The sequence below is a fragment of the Micromonospora antibiotica genome, assembly GCF_017599305.1.
In the GTDB taxonomy this organism is placed as follows: domain Bacteria; phylum Actinomycetota; class Actinomycetes; order Mycobacteriales; family Micromonosporaceae; genus Micromonospora; species Micromonospora antibiotica.
On sequence record NZ_JAGFWR010000003.1, the window covers coordinates 73,304 to 93,896 of the forward strand.

The following is a 20,593-nucleotide window of genomic DNA, read 5'->3' on the forward strand; positions in this document are numbered from 1 at the left end:
CCCGGCGTAACGGCCGCGCACCCGATACCGGTGCGAGCCGGGAACTGTTAGTTTTTCTGTACTGGAGCGGTGTGTGGCGACGGCCCGACGCCGGCCGGTGGACGAGTCGCCGGCACCAGGGCCAGCGTCGGGATCAGCAGCACCGGCACCACCAGCAGGGCGTGCAGGATGCCGACGTGGTCACCGAGCAGACCCAGCAGCGGCGGGCTGGCCAGGAACGACGTGTAACCGATCACCGCGACGACGCTGACCCGGGCGGGGGCGTGCTCCTCGTCGTCGGCGGCGGCGCTCATCCCGACCGGGAAGCCGAGCGACGCGCCGAGCCCCCAGAGGACCACCCCGACGACGGCCAGCGGGCCGGAGCCGGCCAGCACCGCCAGCAGCGAGCCGGCGGCGGCCAGCAGGATCGTGCCGATCAGCACCGGCACCCGGCCCCAGCGGTCGATGGCCACGGTGCCGACGGTCCGGCCGATGGTCATGCCGGCGACGAAGACCCCGAAGACGGCTGCTCCGGCGGCCTCGCTGACCCCGTAGCCGTCGACGAAGGCGACCGCCAGCCAGTCGTTGGCGCTGCCCTCGGTGAACGCCATCACCAGCACCAGTGCGCCGATGAGCAGGGTGCGCGGCTCCCGCCAGGCCGCGAGCAGGCCACCCCGGCGGGCCGACGCGGCACCGTCCGCGGTGGAGGCGGGCAGGGCGGGCAGGAAGTTCCGCGCCCCGAGCAGGGTGCCGCCGAGCACCACCGCCGCCAGCACCGCCAGGTGGACGGTGATCGGCACACCGAGCCGGGCCGCGCCCGCGCCCAGCCCGGCACCGGCCACCGAGCCGAGGCTCCAGGCGGCGTGGAAGCGGGGCAGGATGGTGCGGCCCAGCCGTTTCTCCACCGCCGCGCCCTCGACGTTCATGCCCACGTCGCAGGTGCCGGAGCCGTAGCCGAGGGCGAACAGGCCGACCGCGACGCCGGGCAGCGAGCCGAGCGGGGTGGCGACGCCCACCCCGGCCAGCCCGACCGCGACCAGCACGGTGGAGGCGACGACGGTGCGGGCCGGGCCGAGCCGCTGGGTCACCAGGCCGGCGCTGGTCAGCGCCAGCACCGCGCCCCCGGACATGGCCAGCAGCAGCAGGCCGAGCCGGCCGGCGCTGAGGCCGAGCGCGTCGCGGACCGCCGGGACCCGGGAGAACCAGGTCGCCACGGCGAGGCCGTTGAGGGCGAAGACCACCGCGACTCCGGTACGGGCGGCCCGCACCACCCGGGGCGCGACGGTACGGGGCTCGGTGGCGGCGTTCACGGCAGTGCGGTCCCTTCGGCCGGGGGCCCGTCCCCGGGGTGGGCACGACGGTCCTCACCAGAGATCTCACACCGGTTTCGTCACGGCCACAAGCACGATGTGCCCCTTACCGCAGCCCACCACCCCACCCCCACACACGCCCCCCACACCCCGCCAACGCCCCCGACCCCCGGCTTTCCCCGGTGATCAAGAGGTTTGCGTCAGAAAATCCCCGGCAGGTGACGCAAACCTCTTGATCACCAAGCGAGGTGCGGACCTAGGGGGGCGGGGACGGGGGGTGGGGGTGGGAGTGGGAGGGTCGGTTGTTTCGGGTTGGTGCCGTCGGGGTTCGATGCGGATCCGGTGCGCGCGGAAACGGAACCGGTAATGTCGACAATGGTGGTCAACCGTTCAGGATATCTGCCGTTCACCATTTCCGTACTGTCCGAACAGTTGGGCGTTCCGGTAAGATCGGGGACAGGCGGATGACCGATCTAGGACTGCCGACTGTGAAGTGGATCACACACAATGTGACCCATGACAACCGGACTCCGGCGCGGCCGGGCGGTACGGGCGGTGGCGTGCCTCGCCCTGGTGGCGTCGCTCGCCGGCTGCATGCAACTCAACCTCGGCCTGACCGTCAACGCCGACGACACCATCGACGGGCAACTCCTGCTGACCGCGGACAGGTCCGTGCTCAGCAACCGCAACAAGAACATCGCGGTGGCCTACGCCGAACTGCGGGAGAACATTCCCAGCCTGCCCGTCGGCGAGGAGACCGTCTACCAGGACGAGCGTTACTACGGCGCGCAGATCACCTATCGGCACACCCCGTTGAAGGATTTCACCAGCGAGAGTGTGAATCTTGTCCGGGACGGTGATCTCTACCGGTTCAGCCTACCGCTCGATCCCAAGAAATACGGCGGAAAAGTGGCCGAGCAGAATCCACAGAACCAACAGGCGTTCATGCAGCTGATGTCGTTCGAGATATCCGTGACCTTTCCCGGGCGGGTGATCGACACCAACGGCACCCTCAGCGGGCGCTCGGTCAGCTGGAAGGTCGTGGCCAACCAGCCCAAGCCGGCCGAGCTACGGGCGATCGCCGAGGCCCCGCCCCGACCGAACCCGTCGGCCACCCCGGTCGCCGCCACCGGCGACGACGACCCGGGTTCCTTCCCCTGGCTGCTGGTGGCCGGTGCGGTCCTGCTCCTGCTGCTGGCCGGTGGGGTGGTCACCGTGCTGCTGCGCCGCCGCGCCCGTGCCACCACCGTCCCGTCCACCCCGCCGGGCCCGACCGGCACCACGGGCGGGGCCGCACCGACCGATCGTCCGGGGCCGGTCTGACCCCGGCGCACCACCACGGCACCCGGGCGGCCCGCCCCACCGGCCGTCGCACCTCACCACCCGCACCTACCCTCCCCGCACCACTCGAAGGGGGATCGCCGTGAACGATCTCTTCACCTGGGCCGCCCTCGGCAGTGTGGCCGGCGCCAGCGCCGCCACCCTGCTCACCGCCAACGTCGTCGGCGGACTGATCGGCCCGAACAGCGACAAGGCCCGCAAGTGGATCGCCCTGGGCGTCGCGCTGACCCTGTCGTACGCCACCGCGGCGTTCGCCACCGGGGCCGGCGGTGAGAAATGGCTGATCGCGTTCTTCAACGGCCTGGTCATCTTCTCCGCCGCGCTGGGCGTCAACCAGCTGCCGCCCGGCAACCGGCAACCGACCCAGGCGTCGGCCGACCAGCTCGCCCAGGGGCGCGAGCCCCGCTTCGTCCGTTCCTGGGTCTGAGCGGAGGCGCGTCATGATCTTCGGAATCGTCAGTGCCGCCGTCCACGTCCTGTGCGGGGCGACGCTCGGGGTCCTCACCGGCGGGCCGGTCGGCCTGCTCGTCGGGGCGGTCGTCGGCCTGCTCGTCGGCGTCCCGTTCGGCTGGTCGGTCGCCGCCGCCAGAGTGTACGGCCCGGACGTCCGGGGCGTGCTGCTCTTCGTCGTCGACCACACCTGGAGCCTGCCGAACACCGCCGTCGGGGCGCTCTACCTCGCCCTGCACCTGGTCTTCGGCCACTCGCTGGACCGGCCCACCTCGCAGCGCAGCTGCCGGGTCAACCTGGTCGAGGGGGTGTCCCCGCGCTACGCCACCACCATCGGCACCGTCTGCGCCGGGTCCGGCCCCGGCATCCAACGCCACGAGGACGTGCACATCTTCCAGGCCCGGCTGCTCGGGCCGCTCTACCTGCCGCTGGTCGTCGGAAACTACGTCCTGTTCACCGTCGCCCCGGTGTGGCTGCTCTGGCACGACCACACCAACGCCCCGATCAACCGGTTCACCAGGTACTTCGAGATCGGCGTCTACCCGCACGTGTGGAACGAGGCCATCGCGTACCGCATCCAGGGGACGCCGCCGCGATGACCGGCGACGGGCGGGGACCGGTCGAGGCGGCCACCGCCGCGCTGGCGGCCTGGCTGGCCGGGGTGGCCGGCGAGGACGTCCCGGTCGGCCCGCCCACCGACGGGGGTGCCGGACTGACCCTGTGGCCGCTGGCCCTGCGGCCGGCCCGGCAGACGCGGGGCACCGGCACCCGGGAACCGTACCGGTTCACGATCCGCTACCTGGTCAGCGCCGCCGGTCCGACGGCGCTGGCCGGGTTGGACCGGATCCTGACCGCCGCCGCCGGGGCGGGCGAACCGGAACTGGTCCTGGAGGCCGGCGACCCGGCGCTGTGGGTGACCCTGGGCGTCACCCCCCGCCCGGCGCTGCTGGTCGACGTGCCGGCCCAGGTGACACCCGCCTCGCCGGTCGCACCACCGGTGCTGCACCCGCTGCGGTTGCACCGGCTGGCCCTGCGGGACCTGGCCGGCCGGGTGATCGGCCCGCAGCAGCAGCCGTTGGCGGCGCTGCGGGTGGAACTGGTCGGCACCCCGTACGCCACCCACACCGACGCGGGCGGCCGGTTCCGGATCGCCGGGGTCCCGCACGACCCGGAGCACCCCGGACGACCGGTCCGGCTGCGCCTGGTCGGCCGGGGCCGCACCCTCACCGCCGAGGTCGACCCGGCCGACGCGGACCTCGTCATCGTCTGCGAACCCCCGGCCCGCTGACCCGGACCGCCCGCGTACAGGAGGACCGATGCCCCAATACTTCTCCCCCGGCATCTATGTCGAGGAGGTACCCAGCGGCGCCCGGCCGATCGGGCCGGTCGGCATGGCCACCGCCGCGTTCGTCGGGGTCGCTCCGGACCGCACCGCCCACGTCGACCGGGCGCTGGCGGTCAACAGCTGGTCGGAGTTCCTGCGCCTGTACGCCGACGGCGACGACCTGGAGAGCACCCCGCTGGCCCGCGCGGTCTTCGGCTTCCTCGACAACGGCGGCAGCCGCTGCTGGGTGGTCAACGTCGGCGCGGGCGGCCAGCTCACCGGCACCGGACAGCGTCGCACCGGGCTGCAACTGGTGGAGGCGATCGACGAGGTGGCCATCCTCGCCGCGCCCGGCTTCCACGACCCGGTGTCGCACGACGCGCTGCTGAGCATGGCCGAGCGGCTGCGCACCATGGTGGCGATCTGCGACCCGCCGCCCGGCGTCGAGGACATCTCGACGCTGACCCGGGTGGCCACCCCCACCCCCCGCCCCGCCCCCGGCAAACCCGCCGACGGCAAATCTGATGACGGCAAACCCGATGACGGCAAGCCCGATGACGGCAAGCCCGGTGACGGCAGGAGCGGTGACGCGGCGACGTCGGGCGACGGGCCGGCCGGCACCGCCCACCGGGCCCGGCAGTCCGACTACGGCGCGTTCTACTTCCCCTGGCTGCGGGTGCGCGACCCGCTCACCGGCGAGCTGGTGCTCACCCCGCCGAGCGGGCACATGGCGGGCATCTGGGCCCGCACCGACGGTTTGCGCGGCGTCCACAAGGCCCCCGCCAACGAGCCGGTACGCGGCGCCGTCGACCTGGAGTACCTGGTCACCCGCTCGGAACACGACGTGCTCAACCCCAAGGGGGTCAACGTCATCAGGTACTTCGCCGGGGAGGGCATCCGGGTGTGGGGGGCCCGGACCCTGGCCGCCGAGGCCAGCGAGTGGCGTTACCTCAACGTCCGCCGGCTGTCGATCTCCATCGAGCAGGCCATCGCCAACGGCACCCGGTGGATGGTGTTCGAGCCCAACGACTACTCGCTGTGGCGGTCCATCCGCCGCGACATCGGCGCGTTCCTGACCCGGGTGTGGCGCGACGGGGCGCTGCTGGGGCGTACCCCGGAGGAGGCGTTCTTCGTCAAGTGCGACGAGGAGACCAACCCGGTCGACGTCCGCGACGCCGGGATGGTGGTCGCGCACATCGGCATCGCGGTGGTCAAGCCGGCGGAGTTCGTGGTGTTCAAGCTGAGCCAGTGGGCCGGCGGCGCCGAGACCGAGACGATCGGAGGCTGACATGCCCACCACGGCCACGCCACAGCCGGGCGCCCCGGTCGACCCGTACCGGGCGTACAACTTCAAACTGCTCATCAACGGCGTCACCAACGGGCACTTCACCGAGGTCAGCGGTCTGGAGCTGACCATCGGCCGGCTGGCCTACCGGGAGGCCGGCAACGACCGGATCCGGTCGGTACCGGGGCAGGTCGACTACGCGCCGGTGACCCTGCACTTCGGACTGACCCCGTCCCGCGAGCTGTGGGACTGGGTGCACAGCGCGGCGACCGGGACGGTGAGCCGCCGCAACGTGTCGGTGGTGCTGCTGGACGCCGCCGGCACCGCCGAGGTGCTGCGCTGGAACCTGATCAACGCGTGGCCGATGCGGTGGCGCGGCGCACACCTGCACACCCTGTCCCAGGAGATCGCCATCGTGGCGCTGACCCTCGCGTACGAGGGGCTGGAACTGGAGGCCGGCGGTGCCACCGCGCCCACGACCGCGTAACTGGCTGGCCGCCCGGCTGCGGGCCGCCGCCGACGCGGTGGACCCGGCCGCCGGCCCGACCGCGCCGGCCCCGGACCCAGCCGGACACGTCGCGGCACCGGCCACGCCGTTCGCCGGTCCGGTGCTCGCCCCGCCCGCACGGCGGTCCGAACCGGTCGACCCGGCAGCACCCCCGCTGCGGCGGCCGGGGCAGCCGCCGGAGCACTGGCTGCGGGTGGTCGCCGCGCACGCCCCCGGCCTGCTGCACGACCTGGTCGGGCCGGCCGACGACCTCCCGCCGGGTCCGCCGCCGACCGCCGATCCCGGGCAGGCAGCCCTCCCGGGGGTACCCGGCCGGTCCGCCCCGGCAGCCGCCGGGCACCCTGCGCACCCCTCCCGGCCCGGCTCGCCGCCGGTCGACCGGCCACCCGCGCCGACCGGGCCGACCGGAACCACCGGGCCCGACGACCGCTACGGAACCACCGGGCCCGACGGAACCACCGGGCCCGACGGCCCACCGGTCGCAGCCGGCCCGACCGCCCCCGCCCGGACGGGGGTCGACCAGCCGGCCACCGGCCGGCCGGGGTGGCGGACCGCGCAGCCGACGCCACGGTCGTACCCGACGGCTCCGGGCCGCCGCGAACCGACGGCGACGGCCCGCCCCGGCCGCGTGGGTTCGCTCTGGACCCGACTGCGTGGGGCGGCCGGGTCCGGCTGGCCCCACCGGTCGGCCAGACCCGGCGTGTCAGGACCGGCCGGTCCGGCCGGGGCCGGGCAGCGCCCTGGACCGGGGCCGGCCGGGCGGCCTGCCGCAGCGGGCCCGCCGGTCGTCCCGGCGGGTCCGGGCTTCGCGCCGCCGCCCGACGGCCCACCGCAGCCGGGCCCCGGCGGAACCCGGGAAACGGTCCCCAACCGGGCCGGCGGGACGAGCCCCGACGGGACCCGGTGGGGCGGCCCCGGCGGAGCACCGGGGGCGGGTGCCGCCGCCACGCCGGGGACGGGTGCCGCCGAGCCGGAGACGGGTGCCGCCGGGACGGTGCCGCCGGGACGCCCCGGGCCGTCAGGTGGCCGACCACCATGGGTGGTGGACCCGGGCGGCCCGACGGACACCGGCCCGGGCCCGCGGACGCCCGGCGGCCCGGCCGGTTCCCCGGCGACCGGACCCGGCGCGCGGATCGACGGGCCCGGCGGAAGTACCGGCCCCGTCGGCGGTGACGCCGCCGGTCCCCACCCGGCCGGGCCGGCGGACGGCCGCGCCGCCGCTGCGGCGACCCGGCGATCGGGCGCGACACCCCCGGTGCTGCGGATCGCCCCCGACCCGACGACCCACCCCGGCGGCGCCCCGCCGGGACTGACGTCCGGACGGGGACCGACCGACCCCACATCCCCCGACGCGGACGACAGATGGCGGGCCGGTGGGCGCGGCGGGTGGCGGGCCCGCGCGGATGACGGGTGGCGGCGCGGCGGGCCGCCACCGCCGGGGCGGGACGCCGGCAGCAGCCGTCCGCCCCGGTCCGCCGACGATCTCCGGCCGGACGACGGGAGCCGCTGGCCGACCGGCGAGCCGACCCCGCCCGGCGACCCGTGGCCGGCCCTGCCCGACGAGCCCACCGTCCCGGCCGGCACGGTCCCGGCGACCGGTGCGCGGGACACCTGTCGCAGCGGCGGGACGGCGTGGGCGGGCATACCGGCGGGGGCGGTGGCCGGTCCGTGGCCGGCGCTGCCCGACGACGGCGGATGGCGTACGCCGCTGGTGGCCGGGCTCGACGACGTCCGGTACGGCCGGCTCGACGCCGAACAGCGGGGGTGGTGATGGAACGGGTGGCGTTCCTGGTCGACGAGTCCGGGGTCCGGATCGACTGCCTGCTCAACCCGCAGACCGTGCAGGTCACCCGGGTCGCCGGGGTACGCCCCCGGGGCAGCGCCGACGGGCAGCTCACCGGCGTCGGGCTGGCCGACGACCCGCTGGTCTTCACCGGCGGCGGACGCACCGAACTCGTGCTGGACCTGCTCTTCGACACCGACCTGGTGGAGGGACCGACCCCGCCCGAGGACGTCCGGATGCTGACCCGGCCGCTGTGGATGCTGGCCGAGAACTCGGCCGTGGCGCACGGCTGGCAGCGTCCACCGCTGGTCCGGCTGGTCTGGGGCAAGACGTGGAACGTGCCCGGGGTGGTGGTGGCCGTCGCCGAACGGTTCGACGTGTTCACCCGCACCGGCTCACCGCGCCGCTCCTGGCTGCGGTTGAAGTTGCTGCGGGTGGCCGAGTCGGCCGACGAGGCGCAGCAGGGCTTCGCCGAGGAGCTGACCGCCGCGTCGACCCCCGCCGTCGGGGTGGGTCAGGCGGTGGTGGCCACCGGGGACGGCTCGGCCGCGCCCGGCTACTCCGGTGTCCGCTTCGACCTGCTCGCCCACGACGCGCTCGGTTCGCCGCTGCGCTGGCGGTTGCTCGCCGAACACAACCGGATCACCGACCCGTTCACGGTGCCGGCCGGCACCGCCCTCGCCGTACCCCCGCCGACAGGCACCGGCACCACCATCGGCACCGGCCCCACCACCGGCACCGGCGCGGTGGCCGCCCTGGGCCTGCTGACCGACGGGGGCCTGCTGGCCGGCACGGGACCGTGGCCCGGCGGGGACCTGTTCGCCGGCCCGGGTCCGGCCGGCCCCGACGGACGTGTCCGGTGAGCGCCCGGCCGTCGCTCCTCCTCGACGGGGTGCCGCTGGACGGGACACCGGCCCACCGCATCCGGTCGGTACGGGTGGCCGCCCGGCTCGACCAGCCCACCCAGTGCGAGGTGGTGTACGCGGCCGACCCCGGCCCGGCCGCGCGGGGTCCCGGCCCCGGCCCCGCGGTGCCGACCGGTGCCACCCTCGACGTCCGGCTCGCCGGGGAACGGCTGTTCACCGGCGAGGTCACCTGCGTCGAGGTGGAGTACGCGGCCGACGGCACCGCCCTGTTCCGGTTGCGCGGCTACGACCTGCTGCACCGGCTGCGCAAGCGGCAGCAGCTGCGGGTCTTCGAGGCGGTCACCGCCGCCGACCTGGCCCGTGAGCTGTGTGCCGAGGTGGGGCTCGACGTCGATGCCGACGACGACGGGCCACGCCTGGAGCGGCTGCTCCAACACCGGCACAGCGACCTGGAGCTGCTGTTGGAGGTGGCCGGCCGGGCCGGCCTGCACCTGGCCGCCGACGGCGACCGGGTCCGCCTGGTCACCCTGGACGGGCACGGTGAGCCGCTGCCGTTGGCGCTGGGCCGGACGCTGCACTCGGTGCGGTTGGCCACCAACCTGGACCGGGCCGCCGGGGGCAGCGCCGCCCTGGGCTGGCACCCGCAGCGGGCCGAGCCGCTCGGTCAGCAGGTCGACACCGCGCGGACCGGTCGACGGGTGCCGCTGCGGCCCGACCCGGCGGTGGTCGGTGCGGACGGCGTACGGACCCTGGTGGACCAGCCCGGTCGCAGCGACGACGAGTTGGCCGCGCTCGCCCAGGCCGGACTGGACGCCCGGGTCGCCGCACTGGTCACCGCCGAGGGGGTGGCCGAGGGGGACCCGGCGTTGCGACCCGGTCGGCGGATCACGCTGACCGGGGTGGCCGAGGAGCTGTCCGGGGCGTACGTGCTCACCGAGGTGGTGCACACCATCGACGGCACCGGCCACCGCACCTGGTTCTCCACCGCCCCGCTGCCCTCCCCGCCGCGCGTCCCGGCCGGCGGGGCGGTGGTCACCCTCGGTGTCGTCACCTCCGTCGACGACCCGGACCAGCGCGGCCGGGTACGGGTGCGGCTGCCCGGCTACGGCGACCTGGACGCGGGCTGGCTGGCGGTGCTCTGTCCGGGGGCGGGACGGGACAAGGGCATCGTGGCGCTGCCCGACCCGGACGACACCGTGCTGCTGGCGTTGCCCGGCGGTGAACCGGTCTCCGGGGTGGTGCTGGGCTCGCTGTTCGGCGTCGTCGCGCCGTACGACACGGGGGTCGCCGACGGGCGCGCGGGCCGCTGGTCGGTGCGGACCGGCAGCGGTCAGACCATCGTGGTCGACGACGCCGCGCGGACGGTGCGGCTGGCCACCGACGCCGGCAGCTTCCTGGAGCTGACCCCCGAGCTGACCACCCTGCACGCCGCGACCGACCTGGTGCTCTCCGCGCCGGGCCGGGCGATGGTGGTACGGGCCCGCAGCGTCGACTTCCTGCACGCCGACACGACCGAGGACGCGGCGACCGCCCGGCAACAGGCCGGCGCGCTGGCCCGCGCCCACTCCGGAGGTGGCTGATGCGTTGGATCCACCTGAACTCGCTGGTCGCCTGCGACCACGACGGCCGGGTCACCAACCGGGCGTCACAGCACTGGCTGACCGTCGCCGGGGTCCCGGTGCTGGTCGACGCCGACCCCGAGGGGCGCGACATCGTGGCCTGCCCCAACTACGGGCCGACGGTCAAACCCTGCGCGAAGACCCTCGCGGTGCGGGTCGGCTACAGCGACTGGCTGCGGGTCGACGGGCACCGGATCGTGCTGTCGCACCTGGACGGCTTCACCGACGGCACCCCGCCGGGCCTGGTCCACCACACGGTCCACGACCCCCGGCAGCGTCTGGTGGAGGCCGACCGGTGAGGGCGTTGCGGTTCGTCGGGGCCGGCTTCGACGCCGGCCGCACCGGGGGCCTGGCGACGACCGCGACCGGCGGGCTCGCCGTGACCGAGGGCGACGAGACGGTACGCCAGGCGTTGTACCTGCTGCTGTCCACCACGCCGGGCGAGCGGCTGATGCGACCCGGGTACGGCTCCCGGCTGCACCGGTTGGTCTTCGCCCCCAACGACGACACCACCGCGGGACTGGCCATCCACTACGTCCGGCAGGCGATCCGCCGGTGGGAACCCCGGGTCGAGGTGATCGACGTAGACGCCGGCCCCGATCCGGACGACCCGTGGCGGCTGGTGATCCGACTGGACTACCGGGTCCGGGCCAGCCTCTCCCCCGGCCAACTGGTCTTCTCCGTCGACCTGCTCCCCGACGACACCGACCCGGCCGGTGGCCCGACTGCCGCCGGTGGCCCGACCGTCGCCGGGGACCGGGCCGCCCGGCGTCCGGCGTCCGGCACCGACCGCCCTGCCGCCGAGGGGGACCCGTCATGACGCTGCCCGTGCCGCACCTCGACGACCGCACCTTCCTCGATCTGGTCACCGAGGCCCGGGAGCGGATCCGGCAGTCCTGCCCCGGCTGGACCGACCTGTCCGCGCACGATCCGGGCATCGCGCTGGTGGAGGCGTTCGCACACCTCACCGAAGTGATGATCTTCCGGTTGAACCAATTGCCGGACAAGGCGTACGTGCAGTTCCTCAACCTGCTCGGGGTGACCCGGCACGCGCCCACGGCGGCCTGGGCCGACGTGCGTCTCGTGCGTACCGGCGGCGACCGGGCGGCGGTGCGGATCCCGGCGGGCACCCGGATCGCGGCGGCCCGGGGCGCGGACCCGAAACCGGTCGTCTTCGTCACTACCGAGCCGGCGCTGCTGCCCGAGGGGGCCGCCGAGGTGACCGTGCGCATCCACCACTGCGACATCGTCGACGCGGAACTGCTCGGCGTCGGCACCGGCCAGCCGGGGCAGGTGCTACGGGCCGCCCGGGCGCCGTTGGCACGCACCGCCGAGGCGTGGGACCTGCTGCTCGGGGTGGAGGTGGCGGCCGGCGCGGTGGAGCTGGGCGCGGCGGCCCGGGAGCACGAGGGCACCCCGTACGAGCTGTGGCGGCCGGTGGACAGCTTCGCCGGGGTCGGCCCGCAGGCGAGGGTCTACCTGGTGGACCGCTGCTCCGGGGTGGTCACCTTCGCCCCGGCGCTGGACCTGCGCCCGGCCGGTGACGGGCCGGGCGGCGGGCCGGTGACGGTCGCGGCGGTCCCGCCGGCCGGCGCCCGGATCCGACTCTGGTACCGGGCCGGTGGTGGCCGGGCCGGCAACGTCGCCGCCGGCACCCTGACCAACCTGCGGGACCCCCTGCCCGGGGTACGCGCGGAGAACCCCGGGCCGGCCAGCGGCGGGCGGGACCTGGAGACGCTCGACTCGGCGCTGGTCCGGGGCCCGTACGAGTTCTTCGCCCAGCAACGCGCGGTCACCGCCCGGGACTTCGAGATCCTCGCCGCCGGCTCCGGCGGGGTGTCCCGGGCCCGGGCGTTCACCCGGTCGGCGGTGTACAGCTTCGCCCGCCCCGGTGAGGTCGAGGTGGTGCTGGTGCCGTACGTGCCGGACGAGGCCCGACCGGGCGGCCGGCTGCCGGTGTCGGTGCTGCGCGCGCACGAGGTGGAGGAGTCCCGCCGCCGGGTGGAGGCGGACCTGGACCGGCGGCGGGCGTTGGGCACCAGCTGCCGGGCCGGCTGGGCCCGCTACAAGGCGGTGTCGATCCGGGCCCGGGTGGTGGTCCGCCGCGAGGAGGACGCGGAGGCGGTCCGCCGGCGTATCCACGACCGGCTGCACCAGACGCTCAGCCCGCTGCCCACCGGGCTCAATCCGACCGGTTGGGCGTTCGGCGAACCGCTGCGCGCCTCCAACGTGTACCGGATGCTGGAGCACGCCGAGCCGGGGGTGCGCTACGTCGAGTCGGTCCGGTTCGTGGTGGACGAGGCCCCCGACGCGCAGGTCCGTGCCCTCGCCGTCGACCAGTACCAGGCCCGCACCTGGTACGCCGGCCGGGGACTGGTGCTGTTCCGCTCGTCCAACGCCGGGGTCGGCTGGGAGCCGGCCGGCCGGTTCGACGACGACGAGACGGTCGTCCGGGTCGCCCCCGCCCCCGCCCCGGTACGTCCCGGCGTGGTGGCCCGCCCCGGCGCGGTGGCGGTGGTCACCACCCGGGCGGCGGGTGGGTCCCGGGTGCACCTGAGCACCGACCTCGGCGAGACCTGGTCCCCGCTGACCGGTCTGGACTCGCGGATCACCGACCTGGCCTGGATCGACCGGGACGGCGCGGGCGCGCTCCTGCTGGCCACCGACACCGGCCTGTACGAGGTCTCGCTGCTGCCCGGGGCGGTGCCGTTGCAGATCCTGGTCGACCCGGCCGACGCCGACCGGGGCTTCTACGCCGTCCGGTCCTTCGTCTCCGAGCGGGGTGCGCCGGGCGTGGCGGTCGCCGCACAGGCCAGCTTCGGGGTCTACCTGTCCACCGCCGGTGGTCGCCCCGGCAGCTTCACCCACGTCGGGCTGGCCAACGTGGACAACCGCGTCCTCGCCGTGCAGTACGACGGCCCGGCCACCCTGCTGTGGGCCGGCGCGGGCGAACCCGACCCGAAGAAGCCGGGCCAGGGCTGCCACCGCACCCGGCTGTTCGAATCCGACGTGAAGTGGCAGCAGGTGCAGGCCGGTTGGGTCGGCGGCACCTGCCGGGACCTCGCCTTCGTCGGCACCCTGGCGGTCGCCGCCACGCAGAGCGGCGGGGTGGTCCGGCTGGACACCCTGGCCGCGCAGGCGCAGTGGCAACCGGTGACGGTCAACTGCGGCCTGCCGCTGCGGGACCGGACCCGGTTCGTGCCGGTGGACGCGATCGCCGGCACCGCGGCCGGGCCGGACGGCACCGGGCGGCTGATCCTCGCCGGTGGCGAACGCGGGGTGCACCGCAGCACCGACGCCGTCGACTGGACGGCCAGCGCCAACCAGGCCACCGCCGACGTGGTGACCGTCCCCGACACCTGGCTGCTCTGCTCCGGCGAGCACGACATCGAGGTGGTGGGGCACGATGCGCCGGGCGGCGATTGAGCGGCTGCTGCCGGCGGCCTACCAGCGGGCCGCCGGACCGGGCAGTGTGCTGGGTGCCCTGCTGGACGTGATGGAGGCGCTACACGCCCCGGACGAGGCGCTGCTCGCCGAGGTGGACGCGCTGTTCGCCCCGTACCGCACGCCGGACGGGTTCGCCGGTTACCTGACCCGCTGGGTGGCGATGGACCACGTACTCGGTCCACCCCGGCCGGACGCCCCACCGGCGTTGCCCGTCGGGCGGCTGCGGGACCTGGTCGCGCACGGTGCGCTGCTGGCCCGCTGGCGGGGCACCCCGTACGGGATGCGGACCGCGTTGGAGCTGGCCACCGGGGTCACCGGTTTCGTCCTCGACGAACCGGTCGACCGGCCGTTCCACCTGGTGGTCCGGGTGCCGCCGCAGGCAGCCGGACTGCTGACCGTGGTCACCCGGATCGTCGAGGCGGAGAAGCCGGCGGCGGTGACCGCCGAGGTCGTCCTCGCCGACGATCCACCTGCCGACGCCGAGGTCGGGCCTGGTCCGTCCGGGGTCGGTCCATCCGGGGTCGCTTCCGGGGTCGGCCCGTCCGGTGGCGCGTCCGGCGGCGGCGGGCCGGTGCCGTGCGGGCCGGCGGTCGGTCGCGCCCCTGTCCCCGCCCCGGGTTCCGTTCCCCCGCCCGGACCGTCGTCTGAGGAGCCGTCATGACCACCGAATGGGCCGTCGTCGCCGCCGCCGAACAGTTCACCCTCGACCCGGCCAACCGGGGCGAGCTGACCTTCACCGTCTCCAACCCGGGTGTCGCACCGGACACCGTGGTCTTCGACGTCGCACCGGGCGACGGCAGCCAGCGGACCTGGTTCACAGTGGCCGAGCCGCAACGGGTGGTGCCGGGGCAGAACTCGGTGTCGTTCCTGGTCCGCCTGGTGGTCCCGGCCGGCACCGCACCCCGGCGGTACGACATGACCGGCTTCGCGTACTCGGCGAACACCGCGCCGGAGGAGAGTTCCCGCTCCAGCGGCCGGGTGACGTACGAGGTCAGGGCGGTCGCCCCGCCGAAGCGGACACCGTGGCCGTGGATCGCGGCGGCGGTGGCGCTGGTGGTGCTGGTCGGCGCGGTGGTCGGTTACCTGCTGACCCGCCCGGACGACGCGCCGGCACCGGCCGCACCGCAGGTGGTCGCGGTGGAGGCCGAGGCCCTGCTCGCCGGGGCGAAGACGGAGTCACCGGCGGGGGCCGCGGTGAAGGTGGTCACCCAGCCCGACTGTTGCGGGATCGCCTGGTCCGGTGGCGGGCAGCTGTTCTTCCAGGGATTGGCGGTGGGTGACCGGGTGAGTCTCACCGTCACCCTGCCGACCGATGCCACCTGGTCGTTCGCCGCGTCCCGGACCACCTCCGCCGACTACGCCAACACCATCTGGCAGCTCGACGGCGTGCAGTTGGGCGGCACCTTCCTCGGCTTCTCGAAGCTGCCGGCGCTGCGGGCCGTCGAGGACGTCGGCACGGTCCGGCTGGGCCGGGGCCCGCACACTCTCACCCTGATCGCCGTCGGCAGGACGCAGGGCACCGAACGGTACTTCGCCGGGGTGGACCTGATCCGGTTCACCGAGCTGCCCGGGGCGGGCACGCCGTGACCGGTCGACAGAAGCTGCTGCTGGTGGCGGTGGCGGTGCTGCTGGTGGCCGCCTTCGTCACCGCGGTCGGGGTGGGCCGCGCCGACCGGGGCGACCCGGCCGACGCCGGTGCACTGGGCTGGCTGGGCCGGCTCGGCGGGGGCGGCAGCGCACTCGACCCGGCGACGGTCCGGGCCGACTGTGACCGTACCGGCGACGTGCTGACCTTCGTCGGTGGGTGCGTGCTGCGGGTGGCCGACCCGGGCGCGCTGCGCACCCTGGTCCTGCGCAGCGCGGCGGCCTTCACGGTCGCCGCCCCCGCGCCCGGCGACGCCGACCTGACCGTACGCGACGACGTCACACCCACCGACGGAGGCGGGGCCGTCGCGAAGATCGCCGTCGACCGGGCCACCGAGGTCGACCTGGGCTGCCCGGGAGGTACCTCGTGCACGGTCACCATCGCCACCTCGTGACCCGGCACCCGTCCGGGCCCGGAGTGGGCCGCACCGAGCCGGACCGGACCGGGACAGCCCACCGGGGTAGGCCGGGCCGGCCAGGACTGGAGCGGGCTGGACCGGGCCGCGCCGGAGCGGGGCGGGCGGGGCGGGGCGGGTGAACTGGGCTGGCCCGGGGTGGGTCCGGCCGGGGATGGGCGGGGCGGTGTCGGAGCGGAGGGAGGCCGGGTGTGGGCGAGTTACGCAAGCCGTTCCTGCTGTTGGCGCTGCTGGCGGTGGCGCTGGTGGTGGGATTGGAACTGGGGTCGTCGCTGCTCACCGGCGGCGGCGAGGCGGGTGGGGCGCTGCTGACCAGCGCCCGGGACCTGGGCGTGGATGTCGGCGACGTGGGCGGGATCAGTGAGCCCTCCGGGCGGGGCACCGGCTACCTGACGCTGATCGACATGGTGGCCTTGTGGACGACCGGGCTGTTCTGCCTCAGCCTGGTGCTCTCCGACCGGGTGCAGGGGCGGGTGCAGGGGGTGGCCACCCTGGTCTTCTCGATCCTGCTGCTCCTGGCCTCGCTGGTGCTGCTGGTGATCGCCTTCGTCGAGTTGACGGTGATGGTGTCGCTCTTCCTGGCCGTGCCCTTCGGCACCCTGGCCTACCTGGCGCTGTGGGGGTTCTTCCCGGTCGGCGAGGCCAGCCTGCTGCTCGGTCTGGTGCTGCTGTTGAAACTGGTCTGGGGTGGGCTGCTGCTGCTCGCCCAGCCCCGGTTCCTCCAGAACAAGGGGTTGGTCCTGCTGGTGCTGACCACCCTGGTGTGCACGGTCGTGCTGGAGTTCCTGCACCGGCTGGTGCCGGTGATCCTGGTCAGCATTCTCGACGACGTCGGGGCCCTGGTCTTCGCGGTCGTGGCCATCGTCTGGGGCCTGGTGCTGTTGATCGGCTCCATCCCCGCCATCGTCAAGGCCGTCCGCGTCACCGCCACCGTCCGATGACCCGACCGGTCAGCAGGAGATCGGTCGGCCATCGCCGGTCCGGCGGGGATCGGTCGGCGCGCTGCGGGTCAGTGGGAAAGTCGCCCATCGTGGCGAGACGGCGGCGGGGCATGGCAAGGCCCGGACCGGTATGCCTGTCCGTCATATTCATGCCGCAGAGGCATACCGCTCCCTGAGGGAAACCACCTACCTTCCACTACTCTGCGTGAAGCCGATTCGCCCCGGCCGAAGCTCAGGCGCCTGCACGTCCCAGGCAACCCCGACCGACCACGACCGACCGACCGACCGACGGACCGACCGACCGGCCGGCGGACCCGGCGGCCAGCATCGCCCGCCACCGTGGCAGGGCGGACGTGCCCACCAGGCCCGGCTCCGATCGGGTCAGGACACGTGGGCCCGGTAGGCGTCGATGGTCGCGGCGAGGATCTCCGGGCCGGGTCGGGACCAGAGCGCCGCCTGGAACACCTCGACCTCGACCGGTCCGGTGTACCCGGCGGCGTCGACCGCCACACGCAGCCGGCGCAGCTCCACACAGCCTTCCCCGGGCAGCGCCCGACCGAGCAGTACGCCCTCCGGCAGCGGGGTGACCCAGTCCGCCGCCTGGAACGCGGCGATCCGGTCGCCGGCCCGGGCGATCTGCGCGTACACCGTGTCGTCCCACCACACGTGGTAGGTGTCGACCACCACCCCGACCACCGCCGGGTCGAACCGTTCGGCGATGTCGAGCGCCTGGCCGAGGGTGGCGATCACACACCGGTCGGCGCTGAACATCGGGTGCAGCGGTTCGATGGCCAGCCGTACCCCGGCCGCCGCCGCCTCGTCGGCCAGGGCGGCGACGGCGTCGGCGACCTTCCGGCGGGCCCCGTCGACGTCCCGGCTGCCGGGCGGCAGCCCACCGGAGACCAGCACCAGTTCGCGGGTGCCGAGGGTGGCCGCCTCCTCGATGGCCCGCCGGTTCTCGTCCCACCAGTCCGGGGCGGTGAAGAACCCGCCCCGGCACAGCGAGGTGACGGTCAGCCCGGCGTCCCGGACCAGCCGGGCCGCCCGCTCGACGCCGAATTCCTGGACGGGTTCGCGCCACAGGCCGATGCCGGGCACCCCGGCCGCCGCGCAGCCGGCGACCGCCGCGGCCAGCGGCCAGTGCTGGGCGGTGGCCTGGTTGAACGAGAACCGTTCCAGCCCGGCCGCCACGCCACCACCAGGCAGCGCACCACCACCAGGCACCGCACCACCGCCGGCCGCTGACCCGGTCACTGGGTCACCCCGGCCAGGGTGAAGTACGCCCGCGCCCGCGCGGCGGCCAGCTCCGCGTCGGGCAGCAGGCCGGCGTCGTCGGCGAGGACGAGCAGCCGGGCCAGGTGCGCCGGGGACCGGCCGGACTGCTGCCCGGCCAGCATGGTGAAGTGCTCCTGGTGCCCGGCCAGCCAGGCGAGGAACACGATGCCGGTCTTGTAGAACCAGGTCGGCGCGGCGAACAGGTGCCGGGCCAGCGGCAGGGTCGGGGCGAACACCGCGTCGTACCGGCCCAGATCACCGGCGTCGAGGGCGGCGAGCGCGGCGGCGGCGGCCGGCGCGATGGCGGCGAAGACGCCGAGCAGCGCGTCGGAGTGACCCTGCGCGTCGCCCCGGATCAGCTCCGGGTAGTGGAAGTCGTCGCCGGTGTAGAGGCGTACCCCGGCGGGCAGGCGACGGCGCAGTGCGACCTCCCGGTCGGCGTCGAGCAGGGACACCTTGATCCCGTCGACCTTCCCCTGGTGCTGCTTGATCAGGTGCAGCACCGTCTCGGTGGCCTCGTCGAGGTCGGTCGAGCCCCAGTAGCCGGCCAGCGCCGGGTCGAACATGTCGCCCAGCCAGTGCAGCACCACCGGTTGGTCGGCGGCGGTGAGCAGCTCGTCGTACACCCGTAGGTAGTCGTCGGGGCCGGTGGCGGCGGCGGCCAGGTGACGGCTGCACATCAGCACCGGGCGGGCGTCGGCGGCGGTGACGTCGGCGAGTTGCTCGGCGTACGCCCGGGTCACCTGGGGCACCGTGGCCGGGCCGGGTGGGAGCTGGTCGGTGGCGACCCCGGCGACGATCCGGCCGCCGACCGCGCGGGCCTCGGCGGCGCTGCGCCGGATCAGCTCCCGGGTGGCCGGGTGGTCCAGGCCCGCGCCGCGCTGTGCGGTGTCCATCGCCTCGGCCACCCCCAGCCCGTACGACCAGAGGTGGTGCCGGAAGGCGAGGGTGCGGTCCCAGTCGACGGCGGCCGGGGCGCCCGGCACGTTCTCCGCGCGCGGGTCGGCGACGACGTGCGCGGCGGCGTACGCCACCCGGCTGGTGGACGGGCCGGTGGGCCGGGCGTGGCCCGCGCCCCCGCGCAGCCGGTGGGTGCCGCCGTCGGGCAGCCGGACGACGGCGGTCACCGGGACAGCTCCGGCACCTCGACGCGGCGGCCCTCCCGCGCGGAGCGCAGCCCCAGCTCGGCCAGTTGCACCCCGCGCGCCCCGGCCAGGAAGTCCCAGGCGAACGGGGAGCCGGTGACGACGTGCCGCAGGAACGCCTCCCACTGCACCTTGAACCCGTTGTCGAACTCCTCGTTGTCGGGCACCTCGGTCCACTGGGCGCGGAAGTCCTCGGTGGCGGGCAGGTCGGGGTTCCACACCGGTTTGGGGGTGACCGCCCGGTGCTGGACCCGGCAGCGGCGCAGCCCGGCGACGGCGCTGCCCTCGGTGCCGTCGACGTGGAACTCGACCAGTTCGTCGCGGTGCACCCGGGTGGCCCAGGACGAGTTGAGCGCGGCGACGATCCCGCCGTCGAGTTCGAAGATCCCGTAGGCCGCGTCGTCGGCGGTGGCGGGGTAGGGGCGGCCGGCCTCGTCGACGCGCTCGGGGATGTGGGTGGCGGCGAGGCAGGTGACCGCGCGGACCGGGGCGAACAGCTCCTCCAGCACGTACTGCCAGTGCGGGAACATGTCCATCACGATGCCGCCGCCGTCCTCGGTGCGGTAGTTCCAGGAGGGCCGCTGGGCGGGTTGCCAGTCGCCCTCGAACACCCAGTAGCCGAACTCGCCGCGGATGGACAGGATGCGGCCGAAGAAACCGCCGTCGATCAGCCGGCGGAGCTTGCGCAGCCCGGGGAGGAAGAGTTTGTCCTGCACGACGCCGGTGCGGATGCCCGCGGCATCGGCGGCCCGGACCAGTTCGAGCGCGGCGGCGCTGGACTCGGCGAGGGGCTTCTCGGTGTAGATGTGCTTGCCGGCCTCGATGGCCTGTCGGATCGCTTTCTCCCGTTGCTGGGTCACCTGGGCGTCGAAGTAGATCTCCGCGTCGTCGCGGGCGAGGGCGGCGGCGAGGTCGGTGGTCCAGTCGGTGAGGCCGTGCCGTTGCGCGACCGCCTGCAGGCGGGTCTCGTCCCGGCCGACCAGGATCGGCTCGGGCCAGATCCGGGTGCCGTCGCCCAGCGGCAGTCCACCCTGCTCACGGATCGCGAGCAGGGAACGGACGAGGTGCTGGCGGTAGCCCATCCGACCGGTGACGCCGTTGACGATGATGCCGATCGACCTTCGGGTCATGGGTCGTCCTTCCCCTGTGCACGGTACATAGGTAAGCGCTTTCCTAGCAGCCTAGGTGGCGGCCCGACCACGGGCAAGGGCCCGCCCCGACCGTTGCGGTAACCTGTCCGCTACCGCGCGGCCCGGATCG

At 74.9% G+C, this 20,593-nt stretch carries 20 protein-coding genes; 16 read left to right on the top strand and 4 right to left on the bottom strand.

Translation table 11 applies throughout. The features are described 5' to 3' along the window. Positions 1-47 precede the first annotated feature (47 nt). Entirely contained in the window at positions 48-1,289 is a 1,242-nt protein-coding gene (locus tag JQN83_RS08550; protein ID WP_208566535.1) for an MFS transporter, read from the bottom strand. A gap of 516 nt (positions 1,290-1,805) precedes the next feature. On the opposite strand from JQN83_RS08550, the gene JQN83_RS08555 reads away from it, so the two are divergent. The 16 genes from JQN83_RS08555 (at position 1,806) to JQN83_RS08630 (ending at position 16,913) form a co-directional block, all read left to right on the top strand. Further along, entirely contained in the window at positions 1,806-2,612 is an 807-nt protein-coding gene (locus JQN83_RS08555; protein ID WP_244252055.1) for an LppM family (lipo)protein, read from the top strand. 100 nt (positions 2,613-2,712) lie between these two features. Next, positions 2,713-3,057 carry a hypothetical protein gene (locus tag JQN83_RS08560; protein ID WP_208566536.1) on the top strand — a complete coding sequence of 115 codons (345 nt, stop codon included), beginning with the start codon at positions 2,713-2,715 and terminating at the stop codon, positions 3,055-3,057. A gap of 13 nt (positions 3,058-3,070) precedes the next feature. After that, positions 3,071-3,679 (top strand): glycine zipper family protein, encoded by a 609-nt coding sequence (locus JQN83_RS08565; protein WP_208566537.1) that lies wholly within the window; start codon positions 3,071-3,073, stop codon positions 3,677-3,679. Then, a complete protein-coding gene (locus JQN83_RS08570; protein ID WP_208566538.1) occupies positions 3,676-4,368 on the top strand; it encodes a carboxypeptidase-like regulatory domain-containing protein in 693 nt (230 codons plus the stop codon). The genes JQN83_RS08565 and JQN83_RS08570 overlap by 4 nt, the downstream gene beginning before the upstream one ends. A 28-nt stretch (positions 4,369-4,396) precedes the next feature. Then, on the top strand, positions 4,397-5,692 hold the full coding sequence (locus JQN83_RS08575) for a phage tail sheath family protein (protein ID WP_208566539.1): 1,296 nt from the start codon (positions 4,397-4,399) through the stop codon (positions 5,690-5,692). Between the two features lies 1 nt (position 5,693). Further along, positions 5,694-6,176, top strand: a complete 483-nt coding sequence (locus JQN83_RS08580; protein WP_208566540.1) for a phage tail protein — start codon at positions 5,694-5,696, stop codon at positions 6,174-6,176. 1,276 nt (positions 6,177-7,452) lie between these two features. Then, the gene (locus JQN83_RS08585; RefSeq protein WP_208566541.1) at positions 7,453-7,968 is read left to right on the top strand and encodes a hypothetical protein; all 516 of its coding nucleotides are present in this window, start codon (positions 7,453-7,455) and stop codon (positions 7,966-7,968) included. Beyond that, complete coding sequence (locus tag JQN83_RS08590) at positions 7,968-8,843, top strand: CIS tube protein (RefSeq protein ID WP_244252095.1); 876 nt, start codon at positions 7,968-7,970, stop codon at positions 8,841-8,843. Before JQN83_RS08585 ends, JQN83_RS08590 begins: the two co-directional genes overlap by 1 nt. After that, on the top strand, positions 8,840-10,426 hold the full coding sequence (locus tag JQN83_RS08595; protein WP_208566542.1) for a phage baseplate assembly protein V: 1,587 nt from the start codon (positions 8,840-8,842) through the stop codon (positions 10,424-10,426). Before JQN83_RS08590 ends, JQN83_RS08595 begins: the two co-directional genes overlap by 4 nt. Continuing rightward, positions 10,426-10,764 carry a hypothetical protein gene (locus JQN83_RS08600; protein ID WP_208566543.1) on the top strand — a complete coding sequence of 113 codons (339 nt, stop codon included), beginning with the start codon at positions 10,426-10,428 and terminating at the stop codon, positions 10,762-10,764. Before JQN83_RS08595 ends, JQN83_RS08600 begins: the two co-directional genes overlap by 1 nt. Beyond that, positions 10,761-11,285, top strand: coding sequence for a GPW/gp25 family protein (locus tag JQN83_RS08605; protein WP_307799093.1), 525 nt, complete (start codon positions 10,761-10,763; stop codon positions 11,283-11,285). The genes JQN83_RS08600 and JQN83_RS08605 overlap by 4 nt, the downstream gene beginning before the upstream one ends. Beyond that, on the top strand, positions 11,282-13,891 hold the full coding sequence (locus tag JQN83_RS08610) for a putative baseplate assembly protein (protein ID WP_208566544.1): 2,610 nt from the start codon (positions 11,282-11,284) through the stop codon (positions 13,889-13,891). Before JQN83_RS08605 ends, JQN83_RS08610 begins: the two co-directional genes overlap by 4 nt. Continuing rightward, the gene (locus JQN83_RS08615) at positions 13,872-14,573 is read left to right on the top strand and encodes a phage tail protein (protein WP_244252056.1); all 702 of its coding nucleotides are present in this window, start codon (positions 13,872-13,874) and stop codon (positions 14,571-14,573) included. Before JQN83_RS08610 ends, JQN83_RS08615 begins: the two co-directional genes overlap by 20 nt. Further along, on the top strand, positions 14,570-15,499 hold the full coding sequence (locus tag JQN83_RS08620; RefSeq protein ID WP_208566545.1) for a hypothetical protein: 930 nt from the start codon (positions 14,570-14,572) through the stop codon (positions 15,497-15,499). The genes JQN83_RS08615 and JQN83_RS08620 overlap by 4 nt, the downstream gene beginning before the upstream one ends. Then, positions 15,496-15,951: a hypothetical protein gene (locus JQN83_RS08625; protein WP_208566546.1), complete on the top strand. Its 456-nt coding sequence runs from the start codon at positions 15,496-15,498 to the stop codon at positions 15,949-15,951. The genes JQN83_RS08620 and JQN83_RS08625 overlap by 4 nt, the downstream gene beginning before the upstream one ends. 212 nt (positions 15,952-16,163) lie before the next feature. Next, the gene (locus JQN83_RS08630; protein ID WP_208566547.1) at positions 16,164-16,913 is read left to right on the top strand and encodes a hypothetical protein; all 750 of its coding nucleotides are present in this window, start codon (positions 16,164-16,166) and stop codon (positions 16,911-16,913) included. Between the two features lie 381 nt (positions 16,914-17,294). Here the strand turns inward: JQN83_RS08630 and JQN83_RS08635 are convergent, their stop codons facing one another. The 3 genes from JQN83_RS08635 to JQN83_RS08645 all read right to left on the bottom strand — a co-directional run bounded on the left by JQN83_RS08635 (position 17,295) and on the right by JQN83_RS08645 (position 20,463). Next, a complete protein-coding gene (locus tag JQN83_RS08635; protein ID WP_208566814.1) occupies positions 17,295-18,092 on the bottom strand; it encodes a sugar phosphate isomerase/epimerase family protein in 798 nt (265 codons plus the stop codon). A 71-nt stretch (positions 18,093-18,163) separates the two neighbouring features. After that, positions 18,164-19,315, bottom strand: coding sequence for a dihydrodipicolinate synthase family protein (locus JQN83_RS08640; RefSeq protein ID WP_208566548.1), 1,152 nt, complete (start codon positions 19,313-19,315; stop codon positions 18,164-18,166). After that, entirely contained in the window at positions 19,312-20,463 is a 1,152-nt protein-coding gene (locus JQN83_RS08645) for a Gfo/Idh/MocA family protein (RefSeq protein WP_208566549.1), read from the bottom strand. Before JQN83_RS08645 ends, JQN83_RS08640 begins: the two co-directional genes overlap by 4 nt. Between the last annotated feature and the right edge of the window lie 130 nt (positions 20,464-20,593).

Bases quoted from the DNA above. Each gene is read 5' to 3' on its own strand.
- JQN83_RS08555 (WP_244252055.1), top strand. From the start codon at position 1,806: ATGACAACCGGACTCCGGCGCGGCCGGGCGGTACGGGCGGTGGCGTGC.
- JQN83_RS08575 (WP_208566539.1), top strand. From the start codon at position 4,397: ATGCCCCAATACTTCTCCCCCGGCATCTATGTCGAGGAGGTACCCAGC.
- JQN83_RS08590 (WP_244252095.1), top strand. From the start codon at position 7,968: ATGGAACGGGTGGCGTTCCTGGTCGACGAGTCCGGGGTCCGGATCGAC.
- JQN83_RS08570 (WP_208566538.1), top strand. From the start codon at position 3,676: ATGACCGGCGACGGGCGGGGACCGGTCGAGGCGGCCACCGCCGCGCTG.
- JQN83_RS08565 (WP_208566537.1), top strand. From the start codon at position 3,071: ATGATCTTCGGAATCGTCAGTGCCGCCGTCCACGTCCTGTGCGGGGCG.
- JQN83_RS08610 (WP_208566544.1), top strand. From the start codon at position 11,282: ATGACGCTGCCCGTGCCGCACCTCGACGACCGCACCTTCCTCGATCTG.
- JQN83_RS08600 (WP_208566543.1), top strand. From the start codon at position 10,426: ATGCGTTGGATCCACCTGAACTCGCTGGTCGCCTGCGACCACGACGGC.
- JQN83_RS08580 (WP_208566540.1), top strand. From the start codon at position 5,694: ATGCCCACCACGGCCACGCCACAGCCGGGCGCCCCGGTCGACCCGTAC.
- JQN83_RS08615 (WP_244252056.1), top strand. From the start codon at position 13,872: ATGCGCCGGGCGGCGATTGAGCGGCTGCTGCCGGCGGCCTACCAGCGG.
- JQN83_RS08645 (WP_208566549.1), bottom strand. From the start codon at position 20,463: ATGACCCGAAGGTCGATCGGCATCATCGTCAACGGCGTCACCGGTCGG.
- JQN83_RS08620 (WP_208566545.1), top strand. From the start codon at position 14,570: ATGACCACCGAATGGGCCGTCGTCGCCGCCGCCGAACAGTTCACCCTC.